Here is a 23,185-nt window from a genome sequence, read left to right on the forward strand (position 1 = left end):
ATTATCAATCAAAAATGTGCACGTCAATGTCCAGCTTTGCTGGTTAACATAATATAAATTATCTAACAAATATATAATATACAGCCAATTCAAGTCGCTTGAATATTTAAAGCGCTAATATTGCATCGAATTAATTAAATACAGATGCCTGTAAATTTTTCGCAGTATATCGACAAAGCCTTTGAAAAAATCCAATCGATTAAGGATCAGGGTAAACTCGCGAATTATATTCCCGAGCTGGCGCGAATAAATCCGGATAAATTTGGTGTGCATCTCTATACACGCGAGGCTGAGAATTATGGCAAAGGCGATTACAAAGAGAAATTCTCGGTACAGAGCATTGCCAAAGTCCTTTCTTTAAGCCTGGCTTAAGAGCGCACAGGTGAAAAACTCTGGAAACGCATTCATGTGGAACCCAGCGGTACCAAATTCGATTCGCTTATCCTGCTCGAAACCAATGATGGCATTCCCAGAAATCCCTTTGTCAATTCCGGTGCCCTGGTGGTATGCGATATTCTCATTTCACAACTAAAAGATGCTAAAAGCGAGTTTTTAAGCTTTGCACAGGAGATTTCAGGCTATGGCGATCTCTCCTATTCTCAAAAGATTGCCCAATCGGAGAAAGTGCATGGCTACAGAAATGTTGCGCTTTGCAATTTTATCAAATCCTTTGGCAACATTAAAAACGAACCTGAAGAGGTGCTGGATTTTTATTTTACCATGTGCTCGCTGGAAATGAGCTGTATGGAACTTTCGCATTGTTTTTCTTTTTTGGCCAATGGCGGCAAGCGTTTTGGTCATAACACACAGATCATCTCCAAAATGAAATCCAAACGGATTAATGCCCTTATGCTCACCTGTGGTTTTTACGATGAATCGGGTGAATTTGCCTTTAAGGTGGGTTTACCGGGAAAAAGTGGCGTCGGTGGCGGTATTGTGGCACTCAACCCCAATAATTACTCTATTGCTGTATGGAGTCCCCGCTTGAATGCCATGGGTAATTCCTATAAGGGTATGCGTTTTCTCGAAGAATTGACCACCCATTCCGAGCTTTCCATTTTCTGATCTCCTATTCTTTTAATGGCAATCTTTTTGGCAGCAGTATTTCAAAAAGAATATTTGAAGCCATCTATGAATTTTTGGCCTTTTCAAGCTGTTAGGTTTAATCTTTTCCAAATCCAAAAACAATGCCCTCAATCCGGGGTTTTAAGCATATGATTTACATCCTTGCGCTTATTTCTGCCGCTTCCTTTTTGTATTATGGATTGAATTGTCTTCTTAGCTTTAAAATGAAGGAAGAATTCCGGCGTTTTGGTTTGGATGCACAACGCCAACTAACCGGTATCTTACAATTACTCGGCGCGATGGGTTTATTGGTGGGTGTTTTCTTATCGGCCGGAATCGGCGCTTTGGCCGCCGCTGGCTTGTCATTGCTTATGCTTTTTGGTTTTGCTGTCCGTCTTAAAGTAAGAGATGGCCTCCTCGCCTCCCTGCCCAGTTTTATTTTTATGCTTTTAAATGCCTATCTCAGCTATGGTTTTTATCTATTGCTCTGATTGGCTACAAGCAGGCTTATATAAAATAAATCACCAACGATAATGCCAGAAATAAAAGTGCAGGATAGGTTTGTTTGAACGAATCCTTGACTTTTACATGCATGCTCACTGCTCCCAACATCATAAAGGCCAGACCCAATGCGGCAATCATTTCAAGCGAAGGATAATAGATAGAGATCAGCAATAGCAATGATAGTGCAACTTTTATAGTGCCTACAGCAAACATCACCCAGCTCGGCAATCCATAGACAGCGAATTCTTCTTTGAGCGACTTGGCATCACCCCCGCGAAAAGGGCTTGATTTTTTACCGCGCAGCAGCCATACATTGAGAATGCTCAGACCCACTACGATTTTTAGTACAATTTCAAGGTATTCCATAAAATCATTATTTAATAATATTAATCTACATATATTAATAATAATTCGAGTTGAATTGTTTTCTTCAGCCCTCGAAAAGATTTGCCTTGTTCACCAATCTCAAACCAATTGATCCTTTACACTTTCCAATCCCAAATTAAACAGTGAATTTTTCGTGAGCCGAATTGCTTTTGTTTGCATTTTGAATTAAGTCTTCGCCCAACAGCAGGGTTTTATCGAATTCTTTAAATTCAGTAATTATTTTCGAAAAAATCGTAAACGCAAAATATGAATTCCATTTGCGGGATTACGGCGGATTTACTGTTTTTTTAGTTTCCTATATAAAGATGCCAATGATGATGTTTATACAATCGATTTGGGCAGCCCCAAAATTGCATTCAGAAATACAGCGAGGCCTTAAAATGGCATTGTCAAGCAGCAATGATCAACAATTTTGTTCTGGGAGAATATTATGAAAGTGGCAGTCAACTTTTTAATATAGCCAAAGTAATATTGACCTGGGAAATTATGTTGCAGCTTTATAGAACCATATAAAATTTTGTCTCGTTCTGCTCAAAATCAACAGATTGCTTCACTCTTATACTCGAATGGTTTTGAAAAGCTACTTTAATACAACTATCTAAGGCTTTGATATTCTGTAATATATATTTAAATAATTGATAAAATAGAAGGATTCTAATTGCATTTGGTTAAATTTATTCTGTTTAATCCAAGAGCATGTGGCAAAAAAAGCAACTACTCCGAACTTCCCAATTGCTTGTATTACTTATTTTTATAAGTAGTAATTCCTTTTTTCAAAATCTTGACTCCCTTCCATTCAAAAAAGTCAATATTTATTCGGGCAAATACATAATTGATCGGTTTGGCTTTTCAGAACTCAGAATCAAAACAAGATCGCCTCAAATCAGTCCTGTTGATAAAATTTCTCTTGGAGAAAGCAAACTGGCTGGCACTTTGACATTATTTACGGGAATGCAAACAAGCCTGGAATCGAATAGTATTTTTCTCATCGAAAATTACATGAAAGATATGAAAAGCGGCAAGTTGTATTTGTTTCAAGTCTATGTGGAAGGCAGCTATGAGAAGAGCAAAGAGCGCATCAACAATCCCGATGGAAGTGTTTCCACCAATACGGTAGAACAATATGATCTGAACTGGGAAAACGCAAATATTGGATTTCTAATTCTAAACAATGATACTCTCAGCACATTTAATATAGTACTTCGGGAAAATAGCGATTCGCTTTCACATTTTTGGAGGAGCTTTAATCAAAGAAAATATGGATGGATAAGTCAAAAACTGGCGCGATATGCTGATTATGAATTATCCCAAGATTTTATGATCCTGGGGGTCTTTAAAAAAGAGCCCTACAAACTTATCAGCAGCGCCAAGTATTTCAGAACACATTTGTTAAAGGGAGAATTGCTTAGTATGGAATGGCAGGATTCACCTCAAATGGGTTTAACATCAAAGAAAAACAGGGTCAATCCATATCTCTTATACCCTAAAGCGGATGAGAAATTGGCCAGGGATCATCTCCTGCTCTGTGCCATGGCCCGAAGTTTTTCGATAACGCTAAGCAGATATAAATGAATATTATTTTGAAAGCATAATCATTATAAATTGGTTCTTTTATTTGAGATTTGAATCAATTCTATAAGCATTTCTAATTATTTACCTCTTAGGATGGCTGCAAAAAATTAAAAAGGGATTTGCTTTCCCAAATCCCTCTAAGTTAAATTAACTTTAAATAAGTTTAAGAATATTATTTCTATGCTCCTTCTCCAAACATGATCAGTATTACTTCTACAGCCTCTTCCCTGTCATTCCACCATTTGTGATTGGAATTAGCAGGAATAAATACGGTATTACCCTCAGAAATGGTTACACTTTTTCCATCTACCTCACCATCAATGGTGCCTTTAATTGTTACGGCGAGCATTGGAAAAGGCGCCGCCTGTTCTCTCGCATCATCTCTCACTCTTTCACCGGGTAAAATTCTGTACCAGGCAGTCCTCAGCCCTTTTTCATAATAAAAAATAGTGAAATTCGAGCCATGCGCCTGTCTCGTTAGTTCTTCTCTGAACGGGATGATTTCAGGAAAGCCTTTTGTCCAGAAATGAAAAGAAAAAGCATTGAGTTTGCTGTCCTCATCCTCATTCGGTTTGAAGCCATTGATTTCATTGACGCTCATTGGGGTATAGTCGGAAGCAAAGGCTTTTCCTTGTGCGGTCAATGCGTTTATCTTATTTTCATAAATGGCATTAAGTGTTTCAAATTCAATACTATATGCATAGCATGGAGTATCGGGCAAACCCTCTTTTAAATTGACCAGCCATTTTCCATTTTCCCGGAGGCCTTTAATGTTTACTGTCCATTGACCTGCATTTGGTATTTCAATACCAATTACTCGGGCTTCTTTTGCAAAACGATCTTCCTGGTAATCTTTTACAAATGATTTTATAATTTTTTCTGCTATTGCTTTTTGTTCGGAATCAATATCAGACTTAGAAGTTGGACTTTGAGCTAGGAGCAAATTTGTCGTTAACAGTGCCAATAGACATGTAATCAATGTTCTCTTTTTCATAATTATTAAATTTTAAATTTGACTTTCTCCAATCCCTCGATTGAATTCGAATTTCAAATAAGTCCTTGAAAAGGCTCTGCTACAAGTCAGAAAAACGTTTTGTGGAGAACGATGCCGATTTAGGGGCGAATGGCCATAGCTTTTCGAATGGTATTAACATATCGGCCGGATACTGGTACAATTTCTTTCGATTTTTTATCCTTTAATGTCATCGCTTTGCTACTTAAATTCTGGATTTCAAAGTGAATAGTATTGATTAAATATTGACGATGACATTTTTTAATCGTGCTAAAAGGCCTGACAATTTGATTTTCAATATTTCGCAGACTGGATCTGAACACTCTCTTTTTCAAGCCTTCCTCTTTTGACCAAAAGAAAATATCAACATAATTATCATCACTTTTTACATATATAAGATTTCTCAAATTCACTATAAAGGATTTGTCATCTTTTGATTTGATTTCAAAGTCGGTTCCTGAAGCAATTTTTGAAACTTTTTTCAAATTGAGAAATTGAGTGATCCCAAGGATGAAGAAAATTACAGTAAAACTGATGATGACGATTCTGAACAGAACCATTATAAAATCATTAAATTCAAATTGCTGGAATCCTCCCAAAAAAGACTTATAGAAATAAATATTCATGCCTGTAAAGAGAAAGACAAGCACATACCATAAAAGTGTTTTACCCACAGTCCAGTTTTTAAAAAGTCCAGGGTATATGCGGGGAACCAACCAGTCCATGAAAATGACTGAGGCCGAAAAAATAATTCCCAAGAGAAAAATTAAAAAATCGACATAAAAACTTCGGCCGGATTGATCGGCGATGTCAAATGGATTATAAATCAGTATAAACAAACTGCAGACCACTCCAATCAGCAAGATCAAAAACAATTTTCTTTTGGATTGGGAAGGGCTCGGAAATGGATTGTATAAAAATTCCAATATTCTCATTTGCCATTAAATATAATTCCGATTGCAATTTTGAATTTATCAAATATTAAACATTTTGGTCCTATTGTATCAATTTCTATATAATAAGATTATACTTGATATAAGGCCCAATATTTATGTATTACTCACCCCGGAACAAAAATAGTTTGCGTGTCAAAATGAGCTCATCACTTTGAAAATGAAGAATATACATGCCATTGCCAATTGATTTGGGAATGTTTATGGAATTCATCGATGACTTGCTTATATCGGTTTCGTAGACGCTGATTCCTTTTGAATCCACAATGTTCAAATGGCCTTCAAAGTCACCCTTGAATTGAATCTCGCCCTTATTTGGATTGGGAAAAACTTGCAATTTATTCAAATCAGATCCATTCAGCCCTGTAAAAATAGCCAGTACACAATCGGAGGTATCGCGGCATCCATTGACTTCCAGACTGACGGCATAATTGCCCGTACTGCTAATGGTATAGCTCTGTGAATTGGCGCCAGATATAGGATTAAGTCCTGCCTGACAGAGAAACCATTGATAATTGGCGCCGTTTTGAAGCGCTGTGAGGGTATTGCCATTGACGCTTACACTGTCATTTATCGTTTGTAAAACTACATTTAATGTGATGACCGAATCGCAACCAGCATTATTGGGGATGGTATCCATATAGGTGCCTGTGGCGGTGTACACATAATTTCCGCTCGGGGAAACAAGTGAATCACAAATGATTTCGGTAATTGATGAACTGCTTTGATTTAGAATGGTCAGATTAATTCTCAATGCGGTATCGCAACCGAAGGCATTGGGAATGGTATCCACATAATTTCCCCAACTGGTCCATGTATTATTACCACTCGGAGAGGTATAGGAATCGCAGGCCGTGACGGTATCATTGGCAAATACCACCGGCGCAGGATTCATTGTTTTTCCTGAAATCCAATTGGAAATACTTCCATTTAATGTAAAACCGGTCAATGTTCCATTGTTCAGCCCGTTTTCATCGATTAGCGTATTTATGCCACTATTATTCCCCCCGGCCATGCCCTGATTGAATTGGTAATAGGCCATTAAATTGGGCGTGGATGAACACAATTCCATTAGGGTATCGGATTGAATTTCCTGAGGCGTTCTGGCCACATTCCATATTCTCAATTCATCGATGCTTCCTTCAAAAGGTATGGAGCCGCCATTGACCCTTTGACCAATGATTAAATTCTGATTCCCTGAGGGGGTATTGACCGTAGTCAGGAGCCCTGTACCCACCTGTTGGCCATTTTTATACAAATATCCGGTGCCATTATCCAGCACAAAAGCCACATGCGTCCACTCCCCTTCAACAATTACATTGGCTGCAGTAGAAATATTGGCATTGGTGCCTCCCGATATAAATTTTAAACTCCGGTCCCCTCCCACTGAAAATGTGTTTCTCGAACCCACGGCGTTCAGACCATAGTCTGATATACAAAGATTAGAGGCCGCCGCTCCCGGAGCTACATTGACCCAGGCTTCAAAAGTCCGGTTGTTTGAGCCCTGAACACCCGCAAAGCTTGTTTGCACAAAATCGTTGACGCCGTCAAAGTTTAAAGCATTTTGAGCATTTAAATGAAGAACAGGGAAAATAAATAATGTGCATAGAAAAATTTGTAAGAGTGATTTCATGGGAACGGAATTTTATACACAGATAAATTTATCATTATTTATCAAAAAGCAGAGCCCGTAATTTTGAATTTTCATATAATCGAATCCATGTCGGCTATGTGTTTTACATTTTTTACAATCGAATAAATTCTATCTTTAAATTTTATGAAAAAGATAAAAAAAGCTGGATTCTCGCGATGACTCAGGAGTTTAAAAAAATTATAGAGGCTGCAGCAGTGGCCAATAAAAAGGGACTCAATTGTTTATTGGCCAGTCTTGTAGCGCTCGATGGTTCCTCTTATCGCAAACCGGGCGTTAGAATGCTGATTCTCGAAGATGGCCAAATGATTGGCGCATTGAGTGGTGGCTGTGTGGAAAAAGAAGTTTTAAAACAATCGCAAGAACTATTTGAAAGCAAAACGGCCAAATTAATCCGCTACGATGGGCGCTATCGTTTGGGTTGCGAAGGCGCTTTGTATATTCTGGTCGAACCATTTCATCCATCCGAAAATTTTATCAATGCATTTTACCGATGTCTGGAGAAAAGAGAAAATTTTATCATTCATTCCTTTTTCAGAAAAGAAGAAGGACTTCAAAACGGAGCCGGTTCAAGGATTACATTTAAAAACGAAAATCAATTTTCATTCTCAAATACGCCTATGGACAGCAAAGGCCTGGAGTGCTTTAGTGAGGAATTAACATCCATCTTAAAATTAATGGTATTTGGTACGGAACACGATGCCAAACATCTGAGTCAAATGGCGTCTATTCTGGATTGGGAAGTAATAATCATTGCTTCTCCAAAGGTCAGAAAAGACCTTCGGGATTTTCCCGGAGCAAAAGAAATATGGCACATCGCTCCTGAAGAATTGTCTTCAGTTCATATAGACGGTCAAACCGCCATAGTATTAATGACCCATAACTACGCCCTCGATTTGCAATACTTATTGAATTTAAAGAATTGTCAGGCCACTTATATTGGCATTTTAGGTCCGGTCAAAAGAAAAAACCAGCTACTCGATGAGTTAATCCTGCATCAGTCCGATGTAGATCTTTCCTGGCTCGAAAAAATAAAAGGTCCGGCAGGCCTTGACATCGGCTCCATCAGTCCGCAGGAAATCACTATTTCCATTCTGTCTGAAATCCTTGCTATAAAGCGAAACCGGCAAGCCAATTCACTGAGCGAGAGATCCGAAAGTCTTCAAAACACCGAACAAAAATAAATGCTGCCAAAAGTCCATTTTCTTCTTCTGGCCGCCGGTGCTTCAATACGCATGGGGCGAATCAAACAGCTTTTACCCTGGCAAAAGACCAGCCTGCTCGAACATGCTCTGAAGGAAGCATTAAATTCCAAAGTTAATCGGGTAAGTCTTGTTCTGGGCGCCAATGCGGAGACCATTCTTGAAAGAACCGATACATCAAAGGCCAATGTGCTCATTAACATTAACTGGAAAATTGGCATTGGATCTTCCATCGCTTATGGTATTGGAGAAATACTTAAAAAGAATCCTCCCGATGCGCTCTTGATAAGTCTGGCCGATCAGCCTTTTGTAAATACCGAATATTATGATCAAATGATCGCACATTATGACTCGGATGAAAAAACGATTGTTGCGAGCCAGTACGAGGACAATATTGGTACACCTGCATTATTTGGCAGCGCTTATTTTAAATCCCTTTGTGATTTAAAAGGCGATGAAGGCGCGAAGTCCTTAATCTTAAAATTTAAGGACCATTTAATTACCCTGGATGGTTCTGAAATCCACCGTGACATAGATACCATGCAGGACTACTATGAGGCGATTGAGAACATAAAAAAAAGAGAGTAAAAACTCTCTTTTCAAAATTATTACCATGAGCTTAAATTAAGCACTTATTTCTTCCTCCTGTGGCTGGAGATTCATTTCAGAAAGCTTCTCTCCACCTTTGATTCCAAAGTCCAATGTTCGAATTGGGAATGGAATGGTAATATCATTTTCATTAAAGGCTTCCTGTATCGCCATAATAGCCTCGCTCTTAGCATCCAAATAACCTGTTTGTCCGGGATACTTTATCCAGAATACAATTCGGAAATTAATAGAACTCCCGCCAAATTCTTCAAAATACAAAGCCACGTCTTCTTCGCGAATTAAAAATGGCAGGGTTTTGATGGTGCCTTCTGTGATATCTTTGACCTTTCTGAGATCATCAGCATAAGATACTCCCACGTTGAGATCGATTCGACGCTCATCTGTTTTGGTATAATTCTGCAGCGGATTTTGAAAAACATCTTTATTGGGAATCATGACATGTATGCCTTGAAAAGTACGGATGGTGGTGACTCTTAGGTTAATGGTTTCAACCACACCCATATAATCATTGGATTCTATAATATCTCCTACCTGAATCGGTCTTCGGACGGCCATTAGAATACCCGCCATAAAATTGGCTGCGATGTCCTGAAAAGCAAAACCGAGGGCTAAACCAACGATCCCCGCTCCTGCCAGTAAGGATTTCACCGTTCCATCCAATTGCAACACTTTAAGGGCCATCAAAACACCCAAGGCTAAAAGACCAAAACGCACAATGTTGGAAGCAAGATTGTTGAGCGCTGTTTTGTCTGACACTTTTCCCAATCCACGATGAACGAGTTTTCTACCAAAACCCGATATCAATGCAAATGAAATAATGATAAGAATCGCAACGATGGCATTTGGTACGTTGGAGATGATCGCCTCGTACCAGCTGTCCAGCTTATTGAATAAAATATTGGAAATTTCTTCTATGTTAAAATTCATGATTTTTAATTTTCCCTTTGTATTGCAATTATGATACTCGCTTAAAAATCATCAATTACGCTGTTATTATTCCATACTTGTGTGTAATCGACACGAATATGGGGAGTATTTTCTACAGAATAATGTTATTCATTTATGCCTTTTGATCAGCTATCACTGAAGTTTTTAATCCATCATTCAGCCAGGCAATGGCGGCTTGTTCATTTTCACAGACTTCAAAAGGCACAGGGTTATTGAAGAATTTGAAGATCATTTTCAGAGCGCCCCGAATCATTGTTTGAGGAACAATATAAGCAATACCAATACAGTATTTTTTAATCAGAGCATTGTTGTCTTTCATCCAGCCGGCCATTTGTTTTTGATATTTGAGACTGGGCAGTCCGGCATTGCTGGCATCAAAGAGTAAGGCTATCTTTTCTTTTCTATTATAGTTGTCTTTTAAGCCCTTTAAATAAGCAGCAAAACTTTCATCATTTGCAGCTTCACCGGTAAAGGTCATTTTAATTAGTGGGTATTGGGAGCGGTCAAATGAAACATAGTTTTCAGACATGTCTCTTGTAATGGGATAAAGTCTCATGCCCTATTAATGCATAAAACAAAGATTTGTTTGTCAGACATTAAAAAATATAGTTTTACGAAGAAATAGATAAGAGTTCAATTTGTTTTGATTTTCCCTTGAGATCAAATGAGCCCTTGTTTTGAATCTTGAAATTATTTATTAGTCCAGGTTCAATCTCAGCCATTACTTCCTTTGATATATAAAGATCCTGGTTAGCTTTTTTGGCCTCATCGAGAATTCTGGCGGCTGTATTTATCGGATCGCCATGAAAAGCGATTTCCTTTTTGTATTTGCCTACTTCGGTTACAACCACCTCTCCCAGGTGAATACCCGCTCTGAATTCAGGGATAACTTCAAATTCTTTTTGATAATAAGAAGTTTTCTTTTTTATCATGTCATTGAAGCCAAAAAACGCATTTATACTTTTCAGACATCTGTTTTTAACATTTTCCTGCCAGGTCAATACCGCCTCATCGCCCACATATTGGTAGATTTCCGCTTCATATCGCGACATTACTGCCAAATCATTAAAACATTCCTGAATCAATCTACTGTATTTGATATGTCCCAATTTTTCAGCCAGTTGTGTGCTGTTCTTTAAATCCAAAAACATAGATAGCCGGTTCTCTTTTTTGGGGCGATAGTATTTGGCACTTAAGATTTCCCAGAGCTTATCCTCCCCTAAAAGTTGGCTGATATGGCTCAGTACCGACATCCCAAAATCCACGACAATGACATAGAAATAAATGGGGAAACTAGAGACGTTAAACATAAATGGAAGGAGGCTTTGCTCATGATCCATAAAAAGATCCAAAACAAAATAGGAAACAACAATTAACGCACTTAAAAACAGGACGGACATTAGAAGCCGGATTCCCAACAATTCCAAAATGGATATTCTTTTGACAAAGTATTCGGATGAATAAATCCGTATAAAACCCGAGATGGCCCCAAAAACCGGCCCGACGATCAAAGACAATACAATACTTAGACCAAAGCTAAATTGCAGCGCGCCCAGCTCTTTAGTTCCAAGACCGCGAATCACACATAGAAATAACAAAGCCAGGGTCCAGCCTATGATGTAGTCTCTTATTATCCTGATTTTGAATCCATTATTCCACATTTGAAAGATTAAAATATGGATAAATTCTGAATGATGACAAATGGGATTTATTCAGGTATCAAAGTAGTATAGCCCTTACCACAATCCTTTTTCCTTCAGCATTTGAATTCTTCTGGCTTTGGTTTTTTCAAAATTCATCCGCATTTTTTTCATGCTGGCCTTAAAACGAGGGTTATTGGCAATTGGCTCAAATAATTCATCCTGATCTATCCATTTGACCACAAAATACAAGATGTTATTCTCCTTTGAAAATTTATCAAAAGCGTTTAGAGCCTCATTTTCTTTGCCTTCATACATATACAACAGAGCCTTTTGTAGATTGGTATAGGTATTTTCATTCTCATTGACATACTTACTGTACAAATCATGTCTTTCTTTGGCCATTTGTGTATCCCCGACATGTCGAGCTACAAGGGCAATCGTCAGGTCTTCTTCCTGAAAAAGATTCAATCCATACAATTCCTTTTTTTCAAGTAGTTTCTTATAATAAAAATAGGATTTATCATAATCCTTAGTAGCGTAATACAATTTGCCTAATTCCTTAATTACATCAACTCTATTGGTATCAAGTAAATAAACACTGTGCATACGATTTATGGAATTCTCAATTGAATCGTCCATGAATAAGTCGAGATAAATGTCCAGATACAATGAAAATATATTGGATGGATCATAATCCAGAGATTTCTGGATTTCAATTTTGGCTTTTTCTATCATGCCACTTTGACTCAAGGCATTGGCAAGAATCAAATGAGAAATACTTGCATCATTGGAATCGACTTTGCTGTAATCCAATTGCATAGCTGCCATGGCATGAACCAAATACTTTTCCGTATCGGGTATGTAACGATGATAGATCTCAGAAAGAAAATTATGCGTCCATGCCGAATTTGGACTGATCTCCAGCACTTTTTCAAAATACTCAACGGCTCTTTCGAACTTAGCGGTTTGCATATAATAAAGACCACGAGCTATAAGGGATTCAGGAAGGTCCGGATCGAGTAAAATGGCTTTATCTGAGTAATTATTTAAATCTTCGAGGTAAGATTTGTCGCTTTTAAACATATCCTTGTAATAAAAGGCGACACCGGAGTACGCATAGGCTTGTGCAAAATTGTCATCGAGTGCAATGGCTTTTTGAAAGTAGAACAATGAAGAATCGAGTCCATATGCTTCTGTTCCATTGAGAAATTCAATAGCACGAAGAAAAAAGTCATAAGCTTCCAGGTTCTCTGTTGGAATTTTTTCAATTTGGTCTATTTCTTCGGGTTTAACCAAAGCCTCAATGTTTGAAGCTATTTGTCTGGAGATGCTCGACTGTAATTCAAATACATTGGTCCATTTCCTTTTGTACTGTTCCGCCCAAACCTGTTTATCGCTTTTAGCTTCAATTAACTGTACACTCAAAAGAATCTCCTCTCCTATTTTCTGCCCGCTTCCTTCCACGATATATTTGACTTTGAGCTCTTCTGCTATTTCAGGCAATGTCATATTGACATTTCTGTATTTCTCAACCGAAGTCCTACTTATCACCCGCAAATCCCCGATTTTCTGAAGATTATTTAGAATGGATTGCATCATTCCGTTAATAAAATATACATTGCCGCTGTCAAGACTTTCATTCTTAAATGGCAGTACTGCAATCGATTTGAATTCTGTTTCCTTGTTGACATTTTTAAAATAGAAAAAATACCGGACCGCAATCATTGCACTTATAATTAACAAAATCAGAAGGTATTTTTTAAGACTTCTTTTTTTTGGAATGTCCAATGGCCTAATATCATTTTTTTCAGGAGTCTGCCGATGTTCTCCCGGAGATAATCCGTACTTATCTTTGAAGCATTTTATGAAATAGGAAGGGCTGCTAAAACCGGTCTGAAATGCAATTTCAGAAATACTCAACTCGCTTTCCTCCAATTTATTTTTAGCCTGTTCAAGACGTATTTCCCTGATAAATTGATTCACAGACATGGAACTGTGTTTTTTTACTGTTCTCAGCAAAGTGGATTTGCTTATAGCAAGAATATCTGCCAGATCCTGAACCCCGAAGTTTTCGTTCGCAATATTATCCTCTACTGCCTTTATTAGTTTTTCCAGGATAGGATCGTCTGCTTTCATAAATTGATTTTAGCTCTAAAAAAAATATATCCTCAAAGATGGAAATTCATCCGATTGAATCATAATCCATGGCATTGACGCAAAATTGATACTTCTGACGCAAAATTTATATCTATTGAATAGCGCTTGATAGCCTTCACAATGCTTTGCAAACGACTTTTGCTGGTATAAACAATTGAAATATACATCATGAAAAATTTAACATCATTATTAATTTTAGCACTTCTCTTTTTTGTTATTGCATGTACTTCAGAAAATAAAAACAAAGATGAAAGTTCAGAAAAAAGCAAACCTGGTAGGAATATCCACGAAGCGAGTTTTTTTGGAGATGTGGAATCCATTAAAGAGCATATTGCTTATGGAAGCGATCTCAATGTAAAAGATGATTACGGATCTACACCGCTTCACATTGCCATAACTTTTAATAAAAAAGAAGTTGCACAGGAATTAATTCGAGGTGGGGCTGATCTTGAAAGTAAAAGCAACGACGGTTCTACTCCCTTGATTTCCGCAGCGTTTTTTGGCAGAACCGAAATTGTAAGATCACTACTTGATCACGGTGCCAATCCCAATGCCCAAAATCAATACAATGCAAAAGCCTATGACAATGTAACAATCCCATTTGATCAATTGAAACCTGTTTATGACCAATTAAGCAGAGATCTTGGCCCACTTGGTTTCAAACTGGATTATGATGAATTGAAAAAAGAAAGATTGGTAATTGCTCAAATGCTGGAAACAGATTCAGTTAACATTACAAATTAAAAATGGAAAATACACTTAGAAGATATGATATAGATTGGCTTAGGGTTATTGCCATAGGATTTTTATTAATCTATCATGTGGCAATTCCCTTTCAGCCATGGGGAGTGTTTTTCGGATTTATAAAAAGCCCTGAAAACCTGGATTCCATCTGGATTCCAATGTCAATGATCAATGTCTGGAGAATCCCGCTTTTGTTTTTTGTATCGGGAATGGGACTTTATTTTTCTATGAAAAAAAGAAATTGGAAAATGCTTCTATCCGAAAGAACGAGAAGGATTTTACTCCCTTTTATTGTCGGTATTCTAACGGTGGTACCCTTGCAGGTTTTAATTTGGCAGCATTATTATAATCAGGAATTAAAGTTTGTTTTTAATCCTGCACATTTATGGTTTCTTGGAAATATATTCATCTATGTGCTGCTGTTATGCCCATTATTTTATTTTATCAAAAGAAATGAAGAAAAGTGGAGGTCTGTTTTAAATAGGGTTTTTGATAATCCTATTAAATTAATCTTAATTGCGGCCCCCTTTATGCTTTCCGTAGTATTGATAAAACCTGCAGCCTATGCCATGTATGCCATGACGATGCATGGATTTATTCTTGGATTGTTGGCATTTCTATTTGGTTTTCTATTTGTATTTACCGGAAAAGTATTTTGGGATACAATGAAAAAATGGAAATGGTCATTTTTAAGCACCGCTCTTTTAATGTATTCCATGAGATTCTATTTTTGGGAATTAGAAGGGCCAAAATACCTGATGGCACTCGAAACGGTCATTTGGATATATGGAATCTTCGGATTATCCTTTAGCTATTTAAATTTTAACAACAAATACTTAAGTTATTTAAGTGAAGCTGCCTATCCTGTTTACATTGTACATTGGATATTTATACATCTCGGTTCCCTTTGGATTTTTAATATTAATATTCCTGTGAGCCTTCAATTTATTGGATTGGCAATATTTACATTTTTTGGTTCAATTCTAGCTTACCACTATCTGATAAGAAACCTGAACATTTTAAGACCGCTCTTTGGCTTAAAGCTGAAAAGCAAAGCACAGATGCAAATTAATCCTCAAGCCCGTATAAGCCTATGATTTTTTGTTTGCCCTTGAGACTAAACTCGCCCTTGCTTACAAAATGGTATTTTTCGTTTCTCTGAATTAACAAATACAGATCTCTGGAAATTATGAGGTCTGTTTTTAATTCTGAACACATGTCCTGTATTCTCGAAGTTGTATTCATTAAATCACCAGAGAACGTAATTTCCTTTTTAAGAGCTCCTATTTCGCCAATGGTCACTCTACCTAAATGTAAAGCGGCTTTAAAATCAGGAACAATTCCGTATTTATTATTAAAGTATTCTTTCTGAGAGTTCAAAGTATTTTTCATTGAGAAAAAACAATCCACACATTCTGCATTGTGAATTCCCTTATCATAAGGCCAGGTGATTACTATTTCATCCCCAATGTATTCATAAACCTCTCCCCTGTGTTCAATTATTGGTTCAGAAAACACCTCGTAGTAATCTTTTAGAAAATTGAAATAATCGATATTGCCCAATTTTTCAGCGATACTGGTCGAAGATTTCATATCCAGAAACATGAAAATTCTAATTTCCTCTCTGGGCTTTGCATATCTGCCAGTAAAAAAATTGAATAAAACCGAATGGCCGATATTTTCACTGACTGATGAATAAATAAGTGCGATAAAAAGCGAAAATGACAATTGGAATAGGGTGTTGAAAAATGTAACACTAAAAAGAAATTCAATAAATCTTGAAAATACGGCTTCACTCAAAATATTGCTTCCCATTTCTATAGCCGCAGCCATCGGATATGTTAATAGCATTGTTACTAAAAAGAAGAAGACATATAGCAGAAATTTGTAAAGCAGTTTTTTTCTGAAGCCCTCCCTTTTAAATAAGTTTTTAAAAACTATTATTTCGAGAAACCCAATAAATAAACCAAATAAAAAAACAGCTACAGAGGAAAATATGAAGATGTTAAAAGTCACCTCAATGACTTCTGATTGGCTCGTTTTTATATTTCTGGTAGCAATTACTTCGGTGAGTAAAAACAACCATCCCACCAGCATAAACAAAATGCCGAAAGGCAGAATTCTCGATAAATTATACTTGAATTTTGGACTGAGATACAAGTCTTCTTGTCATTTCTAATTGCGTATCAAATCTAGGGATTTAAATCATAATTGTTTCTGACCTTTGTAATCGGCTAACAAAAAAAAAGGGAGTCGATGACTCCCTAATTCTGATTAGATTTTCAGTTTGCTTTTTACAATTTCGATTCGCTCTTTGGCTGGTTCATAACCCATGGCCAATGATTTGTCATAATTTTTTAAAGCTTCCTCAAGATTTGATTTCTTGCGCTTTGGTGCAAATTGCATATGATCAGCTACCGATTCCATACCCTCACCTTTTGCAAAGTAAATTTCGGCTTCTGTTAATACCACTTTGTTCAGAGCATCTACCAATTCATTTTCTTTTTGCTGCAAATTGATATCTTTCATGGCAATTTCTTCTTTTGCCTCTGACAATTGCTCCATTGAAATGGTCAATTGATTTTCAATATCAGCATTTTTGGCCTGAAACTGGGCGACTTTTAATTGAAGTTGCTCATTCATTTTTTCCATTTCAGAAATCTGGGCTTTTAATCGCTTAACCTGAGAAGCATAAGCCGATCTGGTTTTTTCCAATTCACCTATGGTCCATTCAGCTTTTTGAGTGTATAGATTTAAGTTTTTCATTCGATCTATATAATTCTCTTCCGTCATACCCATTTCCAAGTCAATCACTACATAGTTTCTGTTCGCTTCTATGGTGTCAAGGTATCTTCCCATTTGATCGAGCAGGGCCAAAGAATAATTGTTATCATTAATAATGCTCTGAAGAGAATCCAGTTTTAATTGATTTTCAGCAATTAATTTTTCTGAAGGGTTATTGCATGCACCGAATACTACGAGCGCAGCAATGTAAAGAAATTTGTTATTCATTTATTTTATTTTATCCATTGGACGAGACCCTTATAAAAAGTCACTTCTTTTTTGAATAATTTTTTTTTGGGTTTTCAATGAGTTGTTACAAGGGGGGCAAAAGAGCTATTCATTTTGCTAACCGAAATTTTCAAAGCATCTATCATTGCCATACAAAGGGTCTTTAATTCTTCAGTACCGGCGTATTTCTGATTGACTTCTATTTCAATTCCCATGTAGCAGTCGTCGGGAAATAATTTTCGTAAATGGGCCGTCAGGCCATCTTCAGCACCGGTATAGGGGCTATTGTGTAGGATCTTTTTTGATGGCAATTGTTTTTTAAGCTCATCTTCCCAAAAGGTACAGAGTACAGTTTCATGAGCTCTCAGTTCATCAAACAATAAACCGATGTCGACTCCGCGCTCTGTATCATTCCAATACGGTGTAAAAGTGTGAATGCTCAGATGCAATACCATGGCACGGTTAAAATGTTCCTTCACGTATTTTTCAACATTTTTACGATGCGGGTAATAATAATTATCCAGGATTTCTTTTTTACCTATTTCATCAAGTACTCCAGAAAACTCAGAAAATAAGTCCTTCCTATGCAAACTTCTGTTGCAATCGACAAGCAGACGGCTGATTTCAGTTTCGAATAATTGAGCCTTGAAAGCCTCCTTAAATGTTTTAGCTATTTCTGCCGATCCAAAGTCTATACCCCGGTGACTGTTCAATGCTGCACCTGCAGATTCAAAAAGTGAAGCGTACTGTGCGGGTATTTCATTGCCCGAATGCTCTGAACTTATGACTAGCTGTACTGGACGCATGGGTCAAATTGTTTGTTTTCTGGTAGGTTTTGACTCAATTCCTGATATATCAGTTTCAAATTATTTTCTGTATATACTGAATTGGCCACTTTTAGTATCCTGGAAGCCAAAGTCCCTTCCTCCAGAATAAAATTGAGGGTATCGTACCATGGTGATAAATCCTTTGGAAAATGCTTCATGCATATTTCCAAAAGGTCTTTCCAGAGATCTTTTACGGGCATCTTATCTTTGTAAATAGCAAAACATTGCAAATAGTCCGAATCTTCAATGATTGCATCAGAGCTATCGTTTATACATAGTTGCAGAATATCATAAAGTGAATTCGTATTCGCAGATTTTTGTGTTTCATATGAAGCTATCCTCTCTTCTGTTAATAGTTTGATCAAATGTATTAGCAATGAAGCAATGGCGAGATCTGCTTTTGGACATTCCTGTATATCGATAATTCGAATCTCAATAGAACCTCTGTCAAAACGGGAAATAATACCTCTTGAATTTAGCCAGACCGGTTTTAATATGCCATCATTATTGTAAGGCTTTACCTCCTCCTCAATCTTTTTATAAATTTTATCCTCGTAATCTTTTTCTGAAAGCATCAGATCCGGAATCACCATTGCGGTAAAACTCGGCATGCGTTTCTGGTTGTTTTGATAATATATTAAACGCTTGTCATGTACGCCTGAATAAGCTTTATCAAGTATTGGCGAACTTGCTGATAATGAAGGTATTATTGGCAATACCAATCGACAAGCCGTATGCAATCTGGCAAACTCTTCATCATCAAAAAATGGCAAATTGATATGCATGCTTTGCAAATTTGACCAACCGTGACCCGAGCAATCAAAGATTTTATTATAGCGCTCATAGACTTCCGAATTACCATGTGGCCATAGAAAAGTCTCTTTTTTAGGATTCATCCAGGGATGTGCAGCTCCTGGCATCAATCGGGCATTGAATTTATTTTTTAATATGGTATTGATTTGTAGAATATTGCTCACAAAATCTTTCTCCATTTGGATCAAGTCTGTAATCGGTTTGGTGCATTTCAGCTCAATTACATGAAGAACCAGTTCATTAGAAATACTGATCGGACCATTTTCATAATCATCAACCAATTCCCCTGCCAGTTCTTCCAATAATTTATCAGCTATTGGCATGACGTCAAGACTATCGCGGTTAACAATCATGTATTCCAGCTCTATGCCAAAACCTTCAAATAAATGCATTTTATCTGCCATGATCCCTGGATATTACGATATTCATTAAATGCTTCATAATGCTTTCATAAACTTCCATATTGCCCACCTTATCTTCGGATCCTGAATCAATATTTGGGTTATCATTTACTTCAATGACATAGAAATTACCATTACTTTCCTTAACATCAACTCCATATAAACCATTTCCGATAAGTTTTGAGGCTTTTATAGCAAGCGATATTAATTTTTTTGGTGCCTGATCTATGGCTATGGTTTCTCCATTGCCCTCGCGATGTTCTGTTGCCGATTTCCATTCGATGATCTGCCAATGGTTTCTGGCCATAAAGTATTTGCAAACAAAAAGTATTTTGCCATTTAAGACCCCTACTCTCCAATCAAAATCGGTAGGCATAAACTCCTGGGCAATGAGCAAATCGGTATTCTGAAAATACTCTTTTAAGAGCGCATCTCTTTCTTCCACATTTTCCACTTTCTTAACTCCTTTTGAAAATGAACCATCGGGTAATTTTATCACAAATGGGAAAGCAAAACTTTCAATCTCCTTTATGTCGTTTTTGTGAAATATAAGTGATTTTGGTGTGGCTACATTATTAGCTCTTAGCAGTTCTTCCAAATAAACTTTATTAGTGCATTTTAATATGGAATTGGGATCGTCTATTACGGCCAGGCCTTCATGTTCGGCTTTGCGAGCAAAACGAAAAGTATGATGGTTAACATTGGTGTTTTCACGTATAAAAAGGGCATCGTAATCGGTTATTTTGCCATAATCACTTTTACTTATAAAATCCGCATTAAATCCGACGTTTTCTGCAGCTTTAACAAACTTCTGTAAGGCCCTGGCATCCGAAGGAGGGGTTTCATCACCCGGCTTTACCAATATGGCCAAATCGTATTTGCGGCGTTTGTAGTTTTTCCTTGATATATTTTTACCGCTGAGAAAACTTTCAAGTGATTTGATCAGGAAGTGATTGCTTTTTGCATCGAGATCCTTGAGGTTTATTGGCTTCAATGAATGCAATTGCCATTTTTCTTTTTTAATAAAAATGACCTGTTGTAAAGGCGTCTGAAAAAGATTGAACAACAAAATACCTATCCTCGATAAAGACGGATCCTCTGTTAGTCCAAAATAAACGGTAAACTCTACTTTTTCATTGTAACTGGACTTCTCCAATACTTCCTGAATCAGTTTGTCAAAATCTTCTGCATCTTCTCTTGCCAGATTGGGCAATTTAAAATCCAAAAGTGTTGAAGTAACAGGAATTGATTTGTGGCCCCTTGCTTCTGCCAATAAAGAGATATAATAGCCTTCACTCTGGTACTGATAGCTTTTACACAGATTTATAACCTTTACTTTTCTTTGTTTAGCATATTCCTCATTTGAAATATAATCCTGTGGTTTTATAAGCTGCACGCTATCAAGCTCAAGGTTCCATTTCTCCGGATGCTCAGTTACAACTATTCTATGCATTTAGTTAGGGTTCTATAACAAGCAAATTTGCATCATAAGTGACAATTCCTAAAAGAATTGAATTGATAACCCTTTGCACATCAATTCTATAATACTGAACGGAGTCTTTTATAGGATTTGGGTTTAAAGGATCGGCAATTCTACATTTTTTAGTTAGGTGATCATAATCGCTGATTACAACAAAATGGCCTGAAGGTTCACCCTTAGTATCATGATATACATTTAATTCTCCTATTTCCCTTTGGCTGTTGTAAAGATAGGTAGCGCTTAAACCACTTAGTATAGGTTTACCTTCAGAAAGTATCCTCTTGATGAGTGAGGGTCTCAATTCTTCAAACCTGATCTCTCCTCCCATTTCAAGAAATTGCAAATATGCCTTGGTAGCTTGCCGGAGCTTTTTCGAATTTTTGTAAAACAATTGTTCCTTTAGCTTTTCAGATATATCAATATCTTTTGAAAACCAGGAAGGGTCGAATACATGTAAATTATAAGTATAAATACAGGCTTTATAGTTTCTTTTAAGAGCATGATTTCCTAACATGACAGCTAATGTACCACCGTCTTTGAGTGTTTTAACGTCTTTTATCAAATCACTCAAGTCCATTTTATCACCATAATATGAATACACAGCATGTAAACAAGTGGGTCCACAACTTTCATCGGTAGGTTGAGGTAAAATCTTTATATGTGCTTTCGTTTTTATTGAAGCTTCAGTCATATTATTTTTATTATTATAGCTATGACGTTAAATGTGATCAAAAGTCACATTGCTTTAAAAGTATTTAAATGTCTGAATTAAGCGAAAAAGAATTGGTACTGGGGATGAAAGATGGCAAGTCGCGCTATTTTTCGCTGTTTACTGATAAATTCGAGACCTACATTTTAAAACGATGCAATAAATATGTTAAAGATACCGATACGGCCAAAGACCTTGCGCAGGAAATTCTCATCAAGGTGTATTTGCAGATTCCCAATTTTCGCGAAGAAGCAAAACTCAGCACCTGGCTATATGCCATTATCCATCATACCTGTGTAGATTATTTAAGAAAAAATAAGAAGAATGTTCATCGCGTATTAAGTGTAGAACTCAATGACAGCTTGATAGATGTGGTGGATTATGATGAAGAGCTGCCTGAAGAACTAAACATGGAAATTCTGGATGCATTTTTAAATGAATTAACGCCGGAAGGCAAATTGATTATTCTTTTAAAATACAAGGAAAAACATTCCATAAACGATATTCAGCAGAGTTTGGGACTTTCAGAAAGCGCAGTAAAAATGCGTTTGAAAAGAGCCAAAGATCTACTCAACAAGCTCTATTCTGAGAACTTGAAAAAGATGAATAGAAATTAATTTATATTAATTTGCTAATAAGCGTATCCAATACTTCAATTACAATCAGTATGATAATTATCCATTCCAACCGACTGCTTTCACGATGATGATTATAAGCAATGTAAAGATTCAAATTGTCTTCAATGATCCTGAAGGTGTTTTCTATCGATTGATAACGACTGCGGAGTTCAAAATGTCTTGAAAGTGTTTTATGCAGTTTGTCAATGTACTCATCTTCCCATGTAATGTCGGGGCTATCGAGAATATAAAGGTTTTCAGCTATGCCGTTTTTTGCTGTAAGAGATTGCCCGGATAACCGAAGTGCCTCTTTGTGTTTTAATTTAATTTTTCCCGATTTACCGAGAATCAATGTAGAATTTTTAATTTCTTTTAGTATTTGCTGACTTAGAATACCATAATAATTAAGGCCAACCGATTGCGCTAAATTGAGCATTATGGCTTTGTTTATTTCATGATCAAAACGACCTATTGTTAAATAATCAAAAGTCATTTCAAACTGTCGGAAATCATTGCTCAAAATAATGTTGAGTTCATCAGAAAGAAATTCTGAAGCAGGGTTTTTGCAATAGAACTTTGTTTTGTCGAGATGCAGTTTTATTTCATCCTCCGAAAAGCCGGCGAAAACAATCAGACCGTAATTTAAAATCAATAAGTATTGATCTTTGATTAGATGATAATAAAGTTCAGAAGAATTGGATGAAATAAGGTGTTTATTATTGTTTTTTTTGTATTCTATTAAATCAATACTAGAGGCAATATTAAATGCTCTATACTCAATTTCTCTTTTCTGAATTCCGGTGTTTTTTACAAGCGTTTCCATAGTTCTGATCCTAAATTTTGATCAAATTCGAATAACCTTAAGACGCTGTTTTATCA

Annotated in this window: 22 protein-coding genes and 1 pseudogene; 8 read left to right on the forward strand and 15 right to left on the reverse strand. The window is 36.7% G+C overall.

What is annotated here, in order from left to right:
* Positions 1–144: 144 nt before the first annotated feature.
* Positions 145–1,065, forward strand: a pseudogene (locus HZR84_00165) (glutaminase).
* A gap of 149 nt (positions 1,066–1,214) precedes the next feature.
* A complete protein-coding gene (locus HZR84_00170; protein QNL23142.1) occupies positions 1,215–1,556 on the forward strand; it encodes a DoxX family protein in 342 nt (113 codons plus the stop codon).
* Positions 1,557–1,572: 16 nt separating this feature from the next.
* On the opposite strand, the gene HZR84_00175 is transcribed toward HZR84_00170, so the two are convergent.
* Positions 1,573–1,935, reverse strand: a complete 363-nt coding sequence (locus HZR84_00175; GenBank protein ID QNL20430.1) for a DoxX family protein — start codon at positions 1,933–1,935, stop codon at positions 1,573–1,575.
* Positions 1,936–2,652: 717 nt separating this feature from the next.
* Here HZR84_00175 and HZR84_00180 point away from each other — a divergent pair.
* Positions 2,653–3,528 (forward strand): hypothetical protein, encoded by an 876-nt coding sequence (locus HZR84_00180; GenBank protein QNL20431.1) that lies wholly within the window; start codon positions 2,653–2,655, stop codon positions 3,526–3,528.
* Positions 3,529–3,706: 178 nt separating this feature from the next.
* Here the strand turns inward: HZR84_00180 and HZR84_00185 are convergent, their stop codons facing one another.
* From HZR84_00185 to HZR84_00195, 3 genes are all read right to left on the reverse strand, one after another.
* Complete coding sequence (locus HZR84_00185; protein ID QNL20432.1) at positions 3,707–4,522, reverse strand: cupin domain-containing protein; 816 nt, start codon at positions 4,520–4,522, stop codon at positions 3,707–3,709.
* Positions 4,523–4,641: 119 nt separating this feature from the next.
* Positions 4,642–5,475 (reverse strand): LytTR family transcriptional regulator DNA-binding domain-containing protein, encoded by an 834-nt coding sequence (locus tag HZR84_00190; GenBank protein ID QNL20433.1) that lies wholly within the window; start codon positions 5,473–5,475, stop codon positions 4,642–4,644.
* 121 nt (positions 5,476–5,596) lie between these two features.
* Entirely contained in the window at positions 5,597–7,126 is a 1,530-nt protein-coding gene (locus HZR84_00195) for a T9SS type A sorting domain-containing protein (protein QNL20434.1), read from the reverse strand.
* A 176-nt stretch (positions 7,127–7,302) separates the two neighbouring features.
* On the opposite strand from HZR84_00195, the gene HZR84_00200 reads away from it, so the two are divergent.
* Both HZR84_00200 and HZR84_00205 read left to right on the forward strand, forming a co-directional pair.
* Positions 7,303–8,328 (forward strand): XdhC family protein, encoded by a 1,026-nt coding sequence (locus tag HZR84_00200; protein QNL20435.1) that lies wholly within the window; start codon positions 7,303–7,305, stop codon positions 8,326–8,328.
* A complete protein-coding gene (locus HZR84_00205; protein QNL20436.1) occupies positions 8,329–8,934 on the forward strand; it encodes a nucleotidyltransferase family protein in 606 nt (201 codons plus the stop codon).
* A gap of 36 nt (positions 8,935–8,970) precedes the next feature.
* Here the strand turns inward: HZR84_00205 and HZR84_00210 are convergent, their stop codons facing one another.
* The 4 genes from HZR84_00210 to HZR84_00225 form a co-directional block, all read right to left on the reverse strand.
* Entirely contained in the window at positions 8,971–9,882 is a 912-nt protein-coding gene (locus HZR84_00210) for a mechanosensitive ion channel family protein (protein ID QNL20437.1), read from the reverse strand.
* Positions 9,883–10,015: 133 nt separating this feature from the next.
* Entirely contained in the window at positions 10,016–10,459 is a 444-nt protein-coding gene (locus tag HZR84_00215; GenBank protein QNL20438.1) for an STAS/SEC14 domain-containing protein, read from the reverse strand.
* A 55-nt stretch (positions 10,460–10,514) separates the two neighbouring features.
* Positions 10,515–11,564 carry an adenylate/guanylate cyclase domain-containing protein gene (locus HZR84_00220; protein ID QNL20439.1) on the reverse strand — a complete coding sequence of 350 codons (1,050 nt, stop codon included), beginning with the start codon at positions 11,562–11,564 and terminating at the stop codon, positions 10,515–10,517.
* A 75-nt stretch (positions 11,565–11,639) separates the two neighbouring features.
* Positions 11,640–13,682 carry a helix-turn-helix domain-containing protein gene (locus HZR84_00225; GenBank protein ID QNL20440.1) on the reverse strand — a complete coding sequence of 681 codons (2,043 nt, stop codon included), beginning with the start codon at positions 13,680–13,682 and terminating at the stop codon, positions 11,640–11,642.
* A 189-nt stretch (positions 13,683–13,871) separates the two neighbouring features.
* Here HZR84_00225 and HZR84_00230 point away from each other — a divergent pair, with 189 nt between their 5' ends.
* Complete coding sequence (locus tag HZR84_00230) at positions 13,872–14,447, forward strand: ankyrin repeat domain-containing protein (GenBank protein QNL20441.1); 576 nt, start codon at positions 13,872–13,874, stop codon at positions 14,445–14,447.
* Positions 14,448–14,449: 2 nt separating this feature from the next.
* Positions 14,450–15,544, forward strand: coding sequence for an acyltransferase (locus HZR84_00235; GenBank protein ID QNL20442.1), 1,095 nt, complete (start codon positions 14,450–14,452; stop codon positions 15,542–15,544).
* Here HZR84_00235 and HZR84_00240 read toward each other — a convergent pair.
* The 6 genes from HZR84_00240 to HZR84_00265 all read right to left on the reverse strand — a co-directional run bounded on the left by HZR84_00240 (position 15,516) and on the right by HZR84_00265 (position 21,656).
* Positions 15,516–16,607, reverse strand: a complete 1,092-nt coding sequence (locus HZR84_00240) for an adenylate/guanylate cyclase domain-containing protein (protein ID QNL20443.1) — start codon at positions 16,605–16,607, stop codon at positions 15,516–15,518. The two genes, HZR84_00235 and HZR84_00240, sit on opposite strands and share 29 nt — an antisense overlap.
* Before the next feature lie 114 nt (positions 16,608–16,721).
* Positions 16,722–17,459, reverse strand: a complete 738-nt coding sequence (locus tag HZR84_00245) for a hypothetical protein (protein ID QNL20444.1) — start codon at positions 17,457–17,459, stop codon at positions 16,722–16,724.
* 74 nt (positions 17,460–17,533) lie between these two features.
* Complete coding sequence (locus HZR84_00250) at positions 17,534–18,265, reverse strand: N-formylglutamate amidohydrolase (protein ID QNL20445.1); 732 nt, start codon at positions 18,263–18,265, stop codon at positions 17,534–17,536.
* Positions 18,247–19,503: a glutamate--cysteine ligase gene (locus HZR84_00255; GenBank protein ID QNL20446.1), complete on the reverse strand. Its 1,257-nt coding sequence runs from the start codon at positions 19,501–19,503 to the stop codon at positions 18,247–18,249. The genes HZR84_00250 and HZR84_00255 overlap by 19 nt, the downstream gene beginning before the upstream one ends.
* Positions 19,493–20,953, reverse strand: coding sequence for a RimK family protein (locus HZR84_00260; GenBank protein QNL20447.1), 1,461 nt, complete (start codon positions 20,951–20,953; stop codon positions 19,493–19,495). The genes HZR84_00255 and HZR84_00260 overlap by 11 nt, the downstream gene beginning before the upstream one ends.
* 4 nt (positions 20,954–20,957) lie before the next feature.
* Positions 20,958–21,656 (reverse strand): C39 family peptidase, encoded by a 699-nt coding sequence (locus tag HZR84_00265; protein ID QNL23143.1) that lies wholly within the window; start codon positions 21,654–21,656, stop codon positions 20,958–20,960.
* A gap of 83 nt (positions 21,657–21,739) precedes the next feature.
* Between HZR84_00265 and HZR84_00270 the strand changes: the two genes are divergently transcribed.
* Positions 21,740–22,306 (forward strand): RNA polymerase sigma factor, encoded by a 567-nt coding sequence (locus HZR84_00270; protein ID QNL20448.1) that lies wholly within the window; start codon positions 21,740–21,742, stop codon positions 22,304–22,306.
* Between the two features lies 1 nt (position 22,307).
* Here the strand turns inward: HZR84_00270 and HZR84_00275 are convergent, their stop codons facing one another.
* The gene (locus HZR84_00275; protein QNL20449.1) at positions 22,308–23,129 is read right to left on the reverse strand and encodes an RMD1 family protein; all 822 of its coding nucleotides are present in this window, start codon (positions 23,127–23,129) and stop codon (positions 22,308–22,310) included.
* Positions 23,130–23,185 lie beyond the last annotated feature (56 nt).

The sequence above is a fragment of the Hyphobacterium sp. CCMP332 genome (assembly GCA_014323545.1).
GTDB lineage: Bacteria > Bacteroidota > Bacteroidia > Cytophagales > CCMP332 > CCMP332.